The organism is Pseudomonas sp. IPO3749, from assembly GCF_013386605.1.
In the GTDB taxonomy this organism is placed as follows: domain Bacteria; phylum Pseudomonadota; class Gammaproteobacteria; order Pseudomonadales; family Pseudomonadaceae; genus Aquipseudomonas; species Aquipseudomonas azotoformans_A.
Genome location: NZ_JACARN010000067.1, coordinates 1 through 12,924 on the forward strand (window position 1 = coordinate 1; position 12,924 = coordinate 12,924).

At 61.7% G+C, this 12,924-nt stretch carries 12 protein-coding genes; 6 read left to right on the forward strand and 6 right to left on the reverse strand.

The features are described 5' to 3' along the window. Positions 1-74 precede the first annotated feature (74 nt). The 5 genes from cobA to HX812_RS24055 all read right to left on the reverse strand — a co-directional run bounded on the left by cobA (position 75) and on the right by HX812_RS24055 (position 5,699). Entirely contained in the window at positions 75-818 is a 744-nt protein-coding gene (gene cobA, locus HX812_RS24035) for a uroporphyrinogen-III C-methyltransferase (protein ID WP_038847177.1), read from the reverse strand. Between the two features lie 26 nt (positions 819-844). Next, positions 845-2,515: a bifunctional protein-serine/threonine kinase/phosphatase gene (locus HX812_RS24040; protein WP_038847175.1), complete on the reverse strand. Its 1,671-nt coding sequence runs from the start codon at positions 2,513-2,515 to the stop codon at positions 845-847. After that, positions 2,515-3,726: a NarK/NasA family nitrate transporter gene (locus tag HX812_RS24045; RefSeq protein ID WP_016979267.1), complete on the reverse strand. Its 1,212-nt coding sequence runs from the start codon at positions 3,724-3,726 to the stop codon at positions 2,515-2,517. The genes HX812_RS24040 and HX812_RS24045 overlap by 1 nt, the downstream gene beginning before the upstream one ends. Positions 3,727-3,883: 157 nt before the next feature. Further along, positions 3,884-4,459, reverse strand: a complete 576-nt coding sequence (locus HX812_RS24050) for an ANTAR domain-containing response regulator (RefSeq protein WP_010208501.1) — start codon at positions 4,457-4,459, stop codon at positions 3,884-3,886. Between the two features lie 13 nt (positions 4,460-4,472). Continuing rightward, positions 4,473-5,699, reverse strand: a complete 1,227-nt coding sequence (locus HX812_RS24055; protein WP_038847173.1) for a CmpA/NrtA family ABC transporter substrate-binding protein — start codon at positions 5,697-5,699, stop codon at positions 4,473-4,475. Positions 5,700-5,973: 274 nt separating this feature from the next. On the opposite strand from HX812_RS24055, the gene sctC reads away from it, so the two are divergent. The 5 genes from sctC to HX812_RS24080 all read left to right on the forward strand — a co-directional run bounded on the left by sctC (position 5,974) and on the right by HX812_RS24080 (position 9,757). Next, the gene (gene sctC / locus HX812_RS24060; RefSeq protein WP_038847170.1) at positions 5,974-7,401 is read left to right on the forward strand and encodes a type III secretion system outer membrane ring subunit SctC; all 1,428 of its coding nucleotides are present in this window, start codon (positions 5,974-5,976) and stop codon (positions 7,399-7,401) included. A 15-nt stretch (positions 7,402-7,416) separates the two neighbouring features. Continuing rightward, a complete protein-coding gene (locus tag HX812_RS24065; RefSeq protein ID WP_033900531.1) occupies positions 7,417-7,641 on the forward strand; it encodes a FliM/FliN family flagellar motor switch protein in 225 nt (74 codons plus the stop codon). Between the two features lie 155 nt (positions 7,642-7,796). Next, positions 7,797-8,192, forward strand: coding sequence for a winged helix-turn-helix domain-containing protein (locus HX812_RS24070; RefSeq protein WP_038847167.1), 396 nt, complete (start codon positions 7,797-7,799; stop codon positions 8,190-8,192). After that, complete coding sequence (locus HX812_RS24075; RefSeq protein WP_038847164.1) at positions 8,185-8,646, forward strand: transglycosylase SLT domain-containing protein; 462 nt, start codon at positions 8,185-8,187, stop codon at positions 8,644-8,646. The genes HX812_RS24070 and HX812_RS24075 overlap by 8 nt, the downstream gene beginning before the upstream one ends. Positions 8,647-8,731: 85 nt before the next feature. Further along, a complete protein-coding gene (locus HX812_RS24080; protein ID WP_038847162.1) occupies positions 8,732-9,757 on the forward strand; it encodes a quinone-dependent dihydroorotate dehydrogenase in 1,026 nt (341 codons plus the stop codon). Positions 9,758-9,883: 126 nt separating this feature from the next. On the opposite strand, the gene rmf is transcribed toward HX812_RS24080, so the two are convergent. Further along, entirely contained in the window at positions 9,884-10,099 is a 216-nt protein-coding gene (gene rmf / locus HX812_RS24085; RefSeq protein WP_002553055.1) for a ribosome modulation factor, read from the reverse strand. A gap of 532 nt (positions 10,100-10,631) precedes the next feature. Between rmf and rlmKL the strand changes: the two genes are divergently transcribed. Then, complete coding sequence (gene rlmKL / locus HX812_RS24090) at positions 10,632-12,896, forward strand: bifunctional 23S rRNA (guanine(2069)-N(7))-methyltransferase RlmK/23S rRNA (guanine(2445)-N(2))-methyltransferase RlmL (RefSeq protein WP_038847159.1); 2,265 nt, start codon at positions 10,632-10,634, stop codon at positions 12,894-12,896. Positions 12,897-12,924: the final 28 nt, after the last annotated feature.

Here is a 12,924-nt window from a genome sequence, read left to right on the forward strand (position 1 = left end):
ACCTTATTCAGGACGGGACAAGTGGTAGAAAAAAGCCCGGCTTAGGCCGGGCTTTTTTTCGCCTGGAATTTGCCTCAGGCGCTGGCGACTTGGGCGAGTCTAGCGACCTGGCCTGGGGCTGCAACATGGCCGATCACCAAGATAGCCGGGCTCTTCAAGGCAAATGCCTGCGCATCTTCGTACAGACGCCATAGCTCGCTGCGACATTCCCTTTGCAGGGGCAGCGATGCATTCTCGATCATCGCCACCGGCATATCCGCCGCCATCCCGCCGTCCAGCAGTTGCTGGCGGATTTCCTCCAGTTTCGCCACGCCCATGTACACCACCAGGGTGGTCCCGCCTTCTGCCAGCGCACGCCAATTCAGGCTGCTGCCGTCCTGGGTATGCGCCGTGACCAGCGTCACGCCGCGACTCACCCCGCGCAAGGTCAGTGGCACCGCGCAATTCGTCGCGCCTGCCAGGCCTGCGGTAATACCGTTGACCAATTCAACCTCGACACCCCGTTCACGCAGCCACATCGCCTCTTCACCGCCGCGCCCGAAAATGCACGGGTCGCCGCCTTTGAGACGCACCACACACTTGCCTTGGCGCGTATAGCGCAGCATCAGGCGGTGGATAAAATCCTGCGGGGTCGACCGGCAGCCACCGCGTTTACCCACGGTAATCACCCGCGCTGCAACGCAATGTTCCAGCACGGCCGGGTTGACCAAGTCATCGATCAGCACCACATCGGCCTCATGCAGGGCGCGTACCGCTTTGAGGGTCAGCAGCTCCGGGTCACCCGGACCCGCGCCTACCAGCCATACTTTTGCATTCATAAGGTGTTCCTCGTCCAGGGATGACGTCAGCGGTGAAAGAGTGAGTACGACAGCACCAGATTGATCAGCAGCGAGAGCAGCGCCAGGGTGCGCCAGACCTTCAAGGGTTCACGCTCCAGTAATGGCTTGGGGCGGATGCTCAGTTCCTTGCGGTCAGCCTGCTCCAGCACGCGCAACCACTCTTCGGCGGTCTCATAGCGATGGGCGGGTTGGGCCGCCACGGCCCGCTCCAGGCTGAGGGGCAGCCAATCCGGCAGGTCCGGGCGGTAGCGGCTGGCGCTGACAGCTTGAGTGAACCGGGGCCGTTGGAAAGCCTCGATTTCGCCGTAGGGGTAGTGCCCCGTCAGCAGGTAATACAGGGTTACGCCGGCGCTGTATAAATCCTGTTGGGCCGTAGGACGCTCGCCGTTGAAAGCTTCAGGTGCAATAAAACTTGGGGTGCCCGGCAGCGCATGGGCGCTGTGTTCCGACAGGCCAGGGCAATACGCCAGGCCGAAATCCAACACCCGCAATTCGCCGTCGTCTCCCAGCAGCAGGTTTTCCGGCTTGATATCGCGATGCAGGATCTGCCGTCGATGCAGCATGCCCACGGCGCGCAGCAAACGTTCGGCAATCGACTGCCATTGTGCCAAGGGCAAGGGGCCTTGATGTTGGAACAGTTCGGCCAAGGTCTGGCCGGAATATTCACGCATCACATAGTACAAATGCTGGCGCCCGCTGCCGGCATGCACTTCAGGAAACGCCCGCCCCGCCACTCGGCGCAGAAACCATTCCTCCGACAGCAAGGCCTGGCCGGCATCATGCTCATCGTCGCGGCTCAGCGGCAGGGTTTTCAGCAGCCAGGGTTGCTGCTGGGCATCGCGCACCCGGTAAAGCAGTGACTGCCGGCTTTGTGCCAACACGCTTTCCACCTGCCAGCCTTCAAAGTGTTGCCCGGCTTTCAACAAGGGCGGCAGTGGCCATTGCTGCAACTGCACCAGCGCGTCGCCGAGGGTGGCGGCGCCGAGGGTGTCGACCCGGATGAGCAACGCGCTGGCATTGTCCTGGCTGCCGGCCAAATGCGCGGCAGTCACCAGGGTGTTGACGGCCAGTTGCATGTCCGTCTGTTCGCGCAGAATCGCTTGGATACTCTGATCGCCCAGGGTGGCCCACACACCATCACTGAGCAGCAGGAAACATTCGCCTTCACGCAACTGACCGTCGAGAAAATCCACCACCAGGTGTTGATCCAGGCCAAGGGCGCGCTTGAGCACATGCTGCATGCCCGGTTGCTCCCAGACGTGATCCTCGGTGATGCGCTGCAATTGGCCGTCGAACCAACGATACGCCCGGCAATCGCCGACATGCGCCAGGGTAAACCGCTGGCCGCGAAACACCAGCGCGCTCAGGGTGGTCAGCAGCGGCTGACCACCGCCATTGGCTTGCAGCCAGCGATTCTGTGCCAGCAGCAAACGCTCCAGGGCCTGGGCCACGCCCCAGGTTTGCGGCGTGGCGTAGTAATCCAGGGCCAGCGCCTGCAAGGTCGAGCGCGCGGCCAGGCCGCCGTCGGCGCACTGGCTCACGCCGTCGGCGATGGCGCACAGGTAGCCCTTGCTGGCCGCCAGTTCGGCCACGGGCGTGACCACCCGCAGCGCGTCCTGGTTTTCCGCCCGTGGGCCAATGGCACTGGCCTGGGCGATGCTCAGATGCAGGCTCATCAGACCCGCGCAGCCGTCACGGCCGCCGAGCCCCAGGTGGTTCTCCAGCGACGCTTCACGCCATGGAGGCCGAACCAGGCCAGCACGCCCAGGCTGGCGAACAACCACAGCGCCATCTGATAGCTGCCGGTGCTTTGCTTGATCGCGCCCATGCCGGCTGCCAGGGCAAAGCCGCCGATACCGCCGGCCATGCCGATCAGTCCGGTCATCACGCCGATTTCACGGCGAAAACGCTGCGGGACCAGCTGGAACACCGCGCCATTGCCTGCGCCAAGGCCCAGCATGGTGCAGACGAAAAGCGCCAGCGCCGCGTAGGAACTCGGCAGGTTGAATCCCACTGCCGCGATGCAGATCGCCGCCACGCTGTACATGCCCAGCAGGGTACGAATCCCGCCGAAACGGTCCGCCAATGCGCCGCCCAGTGGGCGCATCAGGCTGCCGCCGAACACGCAGGCGGCGGTGTAGTAGCCAGCGGTTACCGGGCTCAGGCCGTATTGGTCATTGAAATAGCCGGGCAGGGCGCTCGCCAGGCCGATAAAGCCGCCAAAGGTCACGCTGTAGAAAAACATGAACCACCAGCTGTCCCGGTCACCCAGCGCCTTGAAGTAGTCGGCCATGGACTTGGCTTTCGGGCGTTCCGGGGCATTGCGCGCCAGCCAGGCAAAGACAATCAGGGTCAGCACCAGAGGGATCAGCGCGAAACCGAACACGTTGCTCCAGCCAAACGCGGCCGCCAAAACCGGTGCCAGCAACGCGGCGAACACTGTGCCGGAGTTGCCTGCACCTGCGATGCCCATGGCTTTGCCCTGGTGTTCCGCCGGATACCATTGGGAGGCCAGGGGCAGCGCGACGGCAAACGAGGCACCGGCCATGCCGAGAAACACGCCCAGCAACAGCGCTTGTTCGTAGCTATGGATTCCGAGTTTCCAGGCTCCGAACAAGGCGCAGATCACAATCACCTGGCCAATCAGCCCGGCCGTCTTGGGCGACAGCTTGTCCGCCAGCATGCCCATCAAAAAGCGCAAAATCGCACCGGCGAGGATCGGCGTTGCGACCATCAGGCCACGCTGCTGAGTGGTCAGGTGCAGGTCGGCGGCAATCTGGATCGCCAAGGGGCCGAGCAGGTACCAGACCATGAAGCTCAGGTCGAAATACAGGAACGCGGCAAACAGGGTCGGGGTATGCCCGGATTTCCAGAAGCTTGATTTCATCACGCACCTCAACGGTTGGGAGTCTTGCAAGAAGGCCAAAACGAAAAAACGCCGCCACCGGGTTCGCGAGGGCAAACCGGGTGTGCGACGTCTTTGTCGGGGAGGGGCAACCGCCGTTGGCTACCTGTGATGAATGCTTAGCAAGAGCTGCGCCAAATCATCCAAGCAGCTCACTCATGGCGATAATCTGCTCCGCCACCTGGATCAGCTTCTGTTGGCGGCTCATGGCCTGGCGGCGCATGAGGGTGTAGGCCTCTTCCTCGTTGCAGTCCTTCATTTTCATCAACATGCCCTTGGCCAGCTCGATGCGCTTGCGCTCGGCCAACTGCTGGTCGCGGGCTTGAAGCTGCGCGCGCAAGGCCTGGTCGCTTTCGAAGCGGGCCATGGCTACATCAAGGATCGGCTGAAGGCGCTGGGCCTGGATGCCTTCGACGATGTAGGCGCTGACGCCGGACTTGATCGCCTGGCGCATCACGTTCGGGTCGTGTTCGTCGGTGAACATCACGATGGGCCGGGGTTGGTCGCGGCTGACCAGCACGACTTGCTCCATCACATCGCGGCCCGGTGACTCGGTATCGATCAGGATGACGTCCGGGCGCACCGTTTCGACGCGTGCAGGCAGGTCAATGGTCAGGCCGGACTCATCGATGACGTCAAAGCCGGCTTCGATCAGTGCCGTCCTCAGTCGGCCGACTTTACGCGGCGTGTCGTTGATCAGCAGGATTCGCAGCATGGAGGTCCTCCTGTCAGCGCAAGGCTTGGCGGTGGGTCGGATCAGCCAGCGCATGCAGGCGGAAGCTACGGGCATAGCCGGCGGGGTCGGAACCGTCCCAGATTTTGCCGTCGATCAGCTGGCTGCTGCGCATGTCCTGGTCGTTCGTGACGATACCCAGCCCATCGGCGGCCTGGCGATACAGCGCCAGTTGTTGCACCTGGCGCGCGACGCCGAGGTAGTCGGGGTCTTCGCGCAGCAGGCCCCAGCGCCGGAACTGGGTCATGAACCACATGCCATCGGAGAGGTACGGCAGGTTTACTTCGCCGCCGGCGAAGAAGCGCAGCGCGTGGGGATCCTGCCACTGATTGCCCAGGCCGTCGTCATAAGTCCCCAGCAGGCGCGGCTCGATGCAGTCGAGCGGGGCATCGAGGTAGTCGCGGCCACTGAGCAATTGAGCGGTGGAGCGGCGGTTTTCAGTGTTTTCTTCGATAAACCGGCTGGCCTCCAGGATCGCCCTCACCAGCACGCGTGCCGTGTTTGGATACTGGTCGACGAACGCCTGGGTGCAGCCGAGGACCTTTTCTGGATGATCCGGCCAGATCGCCTGGGTGGTTGCCAGGGTAAATCCTTGGTTTTGCTTGACCGCGCTGGCGCACCAGGGCTCACCCACGCAAAACCCGTCGATGCGCCCGGCTTGCAGGTGCGCCACCATTTGCGGCGGCGGGACCACCACGCTGTCCACATCCTGCAAGGGGTGAATGCCTTGGCTCGCCAGCCAGTAATACAGCCACATGGCATGGGTGCCTGTGGGAAACGTCTGGGCGAAGGTCAGTTTTGTTCGGCTTTGGTGCACGTGGCGGTCCAGTGCCTCAGGAGTGATCACCCCCTGTTGTTGCAAGCCGTGGGACAGGTTGATGCTCTGGCCGTTCTGGTTGAGCCCCATCAGCACGGCCATATCAGTTGGGGCGACGCCGCCGATACCCAGGTGCACGGCGTAGATCAGCCCGTACAGGCTGTGGGCGGCGTCCAGTTCGCCGCTGACCAGTTTGTCGCGCAGGTTCGCCCAGGACGATTGGCGCTTGAGGTTCAAGGTCAGGCCATAGGGTTGCGCGAAGCCCTGGGTGGCCGCCACCACCATTGAGGCGCAGTCGCTCAAGGCCATGAAGCCCAGGTCGAGGCTGCTCTTTTCCGGGGCATCACTGCCGTTGACCCAGGCCAGCGGGTCGTTCATCGGGCTGTTGCCAACCGAATCGTTCATCAACACCTACCTTTTCTTTCAAAAAAAAGCGTCGTTCCCTCAGATGGCGATGTAAGCCAATGCGGGTAACGACGCCTTTGTCCGTAAGCCCGCTCCGCCGTTGGTGCGTGCTCTGATACAGAGTTCATAGCAAGGCACATGCCACGGCTGGTTGGGCCTGGAGCGTCATCAACTTTCCATCAAGATTGAAAGCGGGCGGGCTCTCAGTATGGCGACTCTCCCACTGCCAGCCCGCCCAGGAAAACCCACGGTGTACGCCGAAGTCCCAGTAACGATGCCTCGCCTCTGGCTACACCGCCGACTGTTGTTTGTCGTGATGCTATTGATCAGTACGCTGGCCTGGGGCGAGCTTTACCAAGCGCAGGACGAAAGCCTGCAGACCGTGTTCACTGCGCTGTCAGTGCCACTTGGGCTGCCCATCGTCGTCAGTCGCGAAGTTGCACGCAAACGCCTCAGCGCAGCACTGGATTTTGATGCGCCACAACAGGCCCTGGAGGCGCTTGCACTTGAGCAAGGGTTGATCTGGTACAGCGACGGGCAAGCGTTGTATGTCTATGACGCGGGTGAAGCCAAGAGCTCTGCGGTGACCTTGCGGCATATCTCCGTCGACAGGCTGCGCAACCTCATGCGGCGCTCTGGCCTCGATGAGTCACGCTATCCGTTGCGCGAAAGTGGAGCGCGCACGTTCTCTGTCTCCGGCCCACCGAATTACATCGACCAGGTGCTGCGTCTGGCTCAGCTGATGGACCGGCAACGGGCGGAGTTGCGGGTGGGCGCTCAGTCCTTTGCCGTCGTTCAGGTGCTCAACACCGATGTGGTGGATCGCCAGTACGGCACGCGCGACAACCCGGTTACCGTGCCGGGGATGGCGTCGATGATCGAGACCTTGTTGGCCAGCGAGCAAAAGGGCTTGCTCTCTGACAAGAGCCTGGGCGTGATCGCTTACCCGGACAGCAACAGCCTGTTGATCAAGGGCAAGCCGGCCCAGGTGAGTTTCATCCAGAAACTGGTGGCGGAACTCGACGTGCCCAAGCGAGCGATCGAGGTCTCGCTGTGGCTGGTGGATGTTGAGCGCGATGAATTGAAGAAGCTGGGCCTGGATTCGGACGAACAACCGAAGGCGTCGACCACGCGCGTCTTGGCTCCCTTGGACGATAGCCAGCTTATGGCGAAGGTGGGTGCATTGGAGCGCCGTCGACGGGCGAAGGTGGTGACGTTGCCGGTGATCCTCACCCAGGAGAATGTGCCAGCGGTGTTTCAGGACAATCACACGTTTTATATACCGCCCCGCGGAGATGATCGCGCTGACTGGAAACCGATGCGTTATGGCACCCAGGTCAGCGTGCTGCCGCGTTTTGGCGAGGGCAACCAGATTGAGATGCGCCTTGAGGTGGACGAAGGGCGCCAGATGAGTGAGCCGGGGCAGCGTGAAAAAAATGCGGCGGTGGGGCGGATCGGCATCAACAGCGTGGTCCGAGTGCCTCAGGGCAGACGCTTATGGCTGGGTGCGTTTCAACGGGAATCAGAAGGGCGCACGGCAGGTCGTGCAGCCCAAGTACGCCTGTTTGTGATCCAGGCCAGGGCGGTGGGTAGTGAATTGAAGGGGCAGGAAGAGGCGGGAGGGCCACCGCCCCTGACTGCGGCGCAATACGAGCGTGTCCAGCGTGCGTTTGTGCGACCGCAGCGCGATGTCTCACCGTAAACAAGGTGTTAACCCATGCATCTGGAAATTCTTCTACAGGAACAACTGATCAGCCGCAGACGGCTGGCGGCCTTTGCACCCGGAAAGGTGCTTCCGTTGGCCCCGGAGATCATCCACAGCGTGGAAGTCCGGGTGAACGGGCAACTGCTGGCCTTGGGCGAGCTGGTGCAGTTGGAGGATCGGCTGGGGGTTGAGTTGCATGAGGTGTATCAAGCGTGGCTGCCTGTGGAAGAGGGATAGCGAAACGTCTTACAGCACGTTTTCAAAAGCCGCTGGATGTATGGGTTTTTTCCTAGCGTGAGTCGTGAGCCAGGTTTTTATAGTCGTGACATGGGTGCATGGGTCAGTGATTGAAATGAGGGCTTCAATGTCAGCAGTCGGATGCCGAGGTAAGCATGGCCGTCATGGATGATGGAGAGACGGCGACTTCCCTGGTGTTCGCACGTTGGACCCTGCATCACCACGGCCGCCTGACCGGTGAGGGTTCGGATGTCCAGTTACCGCCCAAGGAGTGCCAGGTGTTGCGGCTGTTGTTGGTGTCTGACGGTGCCTTGATGACCAAGGATCGCTTGCTGGAACTGGGCTGGCCGCAGGGAGAGGTTGCCGAGGAGTCGTTGACGCGCTGCATTTACTCGCTGCGCAAGTACCTCGGTGCCGACAAGGGGTTTATCAAGACGATCTACGGCCGGGGGTATCGCTTTACCTGTCCGGTGCGCGCAATGTCGGGGCGGGCGCAACAGGTGTGTGCGGCCTGCGGGCACGTCAGCCAGGGTTTGTTGAAACGTGGCTAGGTTCTGGAGCAAGGGCTGGGTGCTGGGTGCGCTGATGGTCAGTCATCAAGCGTTGGCCTACTGCTGGGAGGAGGCCGCCAGTCACTACAATATCGAGCCGGAGTTGTTGCAAGCGATCGCCGTCGTAGAGTCGGGTAACCGCGCGCAAGCGATGAATCATGCCAACCGTAATGGCACCCGAGACATCGGCCTGATGCAGATCAACAGCATTCATCTGCCACGCTTGCTCAAGCAGGGCATCACTGAGGATCGGTTGATCAACGAGCCATGCCTGTCGGTTGAGGTGGGGGCTTCGATCCTGGCCGAGTTCATCCAGCGCTTTGGGTACAACTGGACGGCAGTGGGTTCCTACAATGTGGGGACAGGCGCCGGGCCCGAGCGTGAGGCATTGCGCCTGCAGTATGCGCAGAAAATCTGGGCATATTACGAGCAGTTGGTCGCGCATCGTTACTGACGATTGGGGTTCGCGCCTCGCGCCTTACCTGTCACCCCGGCTATAATCGCCGTCACCTTTCGCCGCCTCCGAGTCTAGCCCGCCCATGTATACCCTGGCCCGCCAGCTGTTGTTCAAACTTTCCCCGGAAACTTCCCACGATCTGTCCCTGGACCTGATCGGTGCCGGTGGCCGCCTGGGGCTCAATGGCCTGGTATGCAAGGCTCCGGCAAAAATGCCGGTCTCGGTGATGGGGCTCGATTTTCCCAACCCGGTCGGCCTGGCGGCTGGCCTGGATAAAAACGGTGCGGCCATCGATGGCTTTGCGCAGTTGGGTTTTGGTTTTGTCGAAATCGGCACCGTCACCCCACGTCCACAGCCGGGCAACCCCAAGCCGCGCATCTTCCGCCTGCCGGAAGCCGAGGCGATCATCAACCGCATGGGCTTCAACAATCTGGGCGTTGATCATCTGCTGTCGCGGGTTCAGGCGGCGAAGTACAAGGGCATTCTCGGTATCAATATCGGCAAGAACTTCGATACGCCGGTCGAGCGTGCCGTCGACGATTACCTGATCTGCCTGGACAAGGTCTACGCCCACGCGAGCTATGTCACGGTCAACGTCAGTTCACCTAACACGCCGGGCCTGCGCAGCTTGCAGTTCGGTGACTCCCTCAAGCAACTGCTGGAAGCCCTGCGCCAGCGCCAGGAAGACCTGGCCGTGCGCCATGGCAAGCGCGTGCCGCTGGCGATCAAGATTGCCCCGGACATGAGTGACGAAGAAACCGTACTGGTTGCCCAGGCCCTGGTGGAAGCCGGCATGGACGCGGTGATCGCGACCAACACCACCCTCAGCCGCGTCGGTGTCGAAGGCCTGGCCCATGGTGATGAGGCGGGCGGTCTTTCGGGGGCGCCGGTACGTGAGCAGAGCACCCATATCGTCAAGGTACTGGCCGCCGAGCTGGCTGGGCGCTTGCCGATCATCGCCGCAGGAGGCATCACCGAAGGCAAGCACGCGGCCGAGAAGATCGCTGCGGGTGCCAGCCTGGTGCAGTTGTACTCCGGCTTTATCTACAAGGGGCCGGCGCTGATCCGCCAGTCGGTGGACGCGATCGCAGCACTGCCAAAAGCCTGAACTGCACCCATTAAAAAGGGCTCCATCAAGGAGCCCCCTGGGCCGAAGCCCGCCGCCCGGATGGGGCGTGCGTGGTTAAGTCGTTAAATCTTCATCGGTGGTGATGTCGGAATTAGTTGCCCTTGATTAGCCGACGGCGTGAAGTTCGTTGAGTCTGTGGATTCCCGCAGTGCCAGTCATACCGTCCCAGTTGTCGCCGCGTCCTTCTCGCCAGCCGTTGATCCAGGCTTGGCGTACCGACGGTAGAGTAAATGGGCAAAGCTCACGGGATTTGCCATGAACGCCATATTGATATCCGCGTAAAAATGCTCTTTCCAACGGATCACGCTTAAGTCTTCTCATAGGGTGTTTCCCTCACTTGTTGACTGTCTTGATATCCTTCGGCCCCGCTTGGGGCCGGGCAGAGTTTTTCTGCCGTTGGTGGGCTCGCTGCCGGCGTGGCGAGCCTATGTGTCGGCGTCGTTACGGCGCCAACCTGTGTTGAGTTCTAACCAATAGGTCACATGGATTCAATGATCGTTTTGTCATAAGCACGTAACGATAACGATGCTATAGCCATAAGCTGGGATGGCTTTTCGCCCCATTTGTGGGGCAAAGCCAGCTATGATGCACCCTGCATAGAGGATGGGTTTAATCCTTTAGTGAGAATGCCCGCCCGTTGCAGTCGGTTATTATTCGACGAAGGGTCGGAATATTTCTTTTTGTTACAGCTAATTGTTTATCTGCCCCGTCAATAAAGGCCCAAACGCCTGTCGGACGGGGTGGGACGGCACATTTGTGCCACGCGAGCACTCTTCAAGAAAAGTGCTTGATTGAAAACCGAGCCGGCGATGCGTCGCCCGTTCATTTATTGCTGAAAAGCCTGGAATGCCCCATGTCGGACCGTTTTGAACTCTTCCTCACCTGCCCCAAGGGCCTCGAAGGCCTGCTGATCGAGGAAGCCGTCGGGCTTGGCCTTGAGGAAGCCCGCGAGCACACCTCGGCCGTGCGCGGCATGGCCGACATGGAAACCGCCTACCGCCTGTGCCTCTGGTCGCGCCTGGCCAACCGCGTATTGTTGGTGCTCAAGCGCTTCCCGATGAAGGACGCCGAAGACCTCTACCACGGCGTGCTGGATATTGAGTGGGCCGACCACATGGTGCCGGACGGTACCCTGGCTGTTGAATTCAGCGGCCACGGCTCGGGTATCGACAACACTCACTTCGGCGCGCTGAAGGTCAAGGATGCGATCGTCGACAAGCTGCGCACGCCGACCGGCGAACGCCCGTCCATCGACAAGATCAACCCGGACCTGCGCATCCACCTGCGTCTGGACCGTGGCGAAGCCATCCTGTCCCTCGACTTGTCGGGCCACAGCCTGCACCAGCGCGGTTACCGGCTGCAGCAGGGTGCGGCACCGTTGAAGGAAAACCTGGCCGCCGCGATCCTGATCCGTGCCGGCTGGCCACGCATTGCCGCTGAAGGCGGCGCGTTGAGCGACCCGATGTGCGGCGTGGGCACCTTCCTGGTGGAAGGCGCAATGATCGCCGCCGACATAGCGCCCAACCTGAATCGTGAACTGTGGGGCTTCACCACCTGGCTGGGCCACGTCCCGGCGCTGTGGAAGAAGCTGCACACAGAGGCTGCCGAACGCGCCGCCATCGGCATGAACAAGCCGCCCCTGTGGATCCGAGGCTACGAAGCCGATCCCCGCCTGATCCAACCCGCGCGCAACAACATCGAACGCGCAGGCCTGAGCCATTGGATCAAGGTGTACCAGGGCGAAGTCGGCACCTTCGAGCCGCGTCCGGACCAGAACCAGAAAGGCCTGGTGATCTGCAACCCGCCGTACGGCGAGCGTCTGGGTGACGAAGCCAGCCTGTTGTACCTCTACCAGAACCTCGGCGAGCGTCTGCGCCAGGCGTGCATGGGCTGGGAAGCGGCGGTGTTCACCGGCGCGCCGGACCTGGGCAAGCGCATGGGCATCCGCAGCCACAAACAGTATTCGTTCTGGAACGGCGCGTTGCCGTGCAAGCTGCTGCTGATCAAGGTCAATCCAGACCAATTCGTCACCGGCGAGCGTCGCACCCCGGAACAGCGCCAGGCTGAGCGTGAGCAAGCCGCTTACGATCAAGCCCCGGCTGAGCCGCAAGAGCGCCAGTACAACAAGAACGGCAACCCGATCAAACCCGCGCCGGCACCTGTGGTCGAGCAGGCGCGCCTGAGCGAAGGCGGGCAGATGTTCGCCAACCGCCTGCAGAAGAACCTCAAGCTGCTGGGCAAGTGGGCCAAGCGTGAAGGCGTGGATTGCTACCGTGTGTACGACGCCGACATGCCGGAATACTCCATGGCTATCGACCTGTACCACGATTGGGTCCACGTCCAGGAATACGCCGCACCGAAATCCATCGACCCGGAAAAAGCCTCTGCGCGTATGTTCGATGCCCTGGCCGCGATTCCCCAGGCGCTGAACATCGACAAGAGCCGCGTGGTGGTCAAGCGTCGCGAGCGTCAGAGCGGCACCAAGCAGTACGAGCGCCAGAGCGCCCAGGGCAAGTTCACCGAAGTCAGCGAAGGCGGTGTGAAGTTGCTGGTCAACCTCACCGACTACCTGGACACCGGCCTGTTCCTCGACCACCGCCCGATGCGCATGCGCATCCAGAAAGAAGCGGCCGGCAAGCGCTTCCTCAACCTGTACTGCTACACCGCCACCGCCAGTGTGCACGCGGCCAAGGGCGGCGCGCGCAGCACCACCAGTGTCGACCTGTCCAAGACCTACCTGGACTGGGCGCGTCGCAACTTCTCCCTCAACGGTTTCTCCGACAAGAACCGTCTGGAGCAGGGTGACGTGATGGCGTGGCTGGAGGCCAGCCGCGATGAGTTCGACCTGATCTTCATCGACCCGCCGACCTTCTCCAACTCCAAGCGCATGGAAGGCATCTTCGACGTACAGCGCGACCACGTGCAGTTGCTCGACCTGGCCATGGCGCGCCTGGCACCGGGTGGCGTGCTGTATTTCTCGAACAACTTCCGCAAGTTCGTGCTGGAGGACAACCTCAGCGAACGTTATGCGGTCGAGGAAATCAGCGACAAGACCATCGACCCGGATTTTGCGCGCAATGCCAAGATCCACCGGGCGTGGAAAATCACCGCACGCTGATCGCTGCACCAAAAAGCCGCAAGCCTGG

Bases quoted from the DNA above. Each gene is read 5' to 3' on its own strand.
- rmf (WP_002553055.1), bottom strand. From the start codon at position 10,099: ATGAGAAGACTTAAGCGTGATCCGTTGGAAAGAGCATTTTTACGCGGA.
- HX812_RS24070 (WP_038847167.1), top strand. From the start codon at position 7,797: ATGGCCGTCATGGATGATGGAGAGACGGCGACTTCCCTGGTGTTCGCA.
- sctC (WP_038847170.1), top strand. From the start codon at position 5,974: ATGCCTCGCCTCTGGCTACACCGCCGACTGTTGTTTGTCGTGATGCTA.
- HX812_RS24045 (WP_016979267.1), bottom strand. From the start codon at position 3,726: ATGAAATCAAGCTTCTGGAAATCCGGGCATACCCCGACCCTGTTTGCC.
- HX812_RS24080 (WP_038847162.1), top strand. From the start codon at position 8,732: ATGTATACCCTGGCCCGCCAGCTGTTGTTCAAACTTTCCCCGGAAACT.
- rlmKL (WP_038847159.1), top strand. From the start codon at position 10,632: ATGTCGGACCGTTTTGAACTCTTCCTCACCTGCCCCAAGGGCCTCGAA.
- cobA (WP_038847177.1), bottom strand. From the start codon at position 818: ATGAATGCAAAAGTATGGCTGGTAGGCGCGGGTCCGGGTGACCCGGAG.
- HX812_RS24065 (WP_033900531.1), top strand. From the start codon at position 7,417: ATGCATCTGGAAATTCTTCTACAGGAACAACTGATCAGCCGCAGACGG.
- HX812_RS24040 (WP_038847175.1), bottom strand. From the start codon at position 2,515: ATGAGCCTGCATCTGAGCATCGCCCAGGCCAGTGCCATTGGCCCACGG.
- HX812_RS24050 (WP_010208501.1), bottom strand. From the start codon at position 4,459: ATGCTGCGAATCCTGCTGATCAACGACACGCCGCGTAAAGTCGGCCGA.
- HX812_RS24055 (WP_038847173.1), bottom strand. From the start codon at position 5,699: ATGAACGATTCGGTTGGCAACAGCCCGATGAACGACCCGCTGGCCTGG.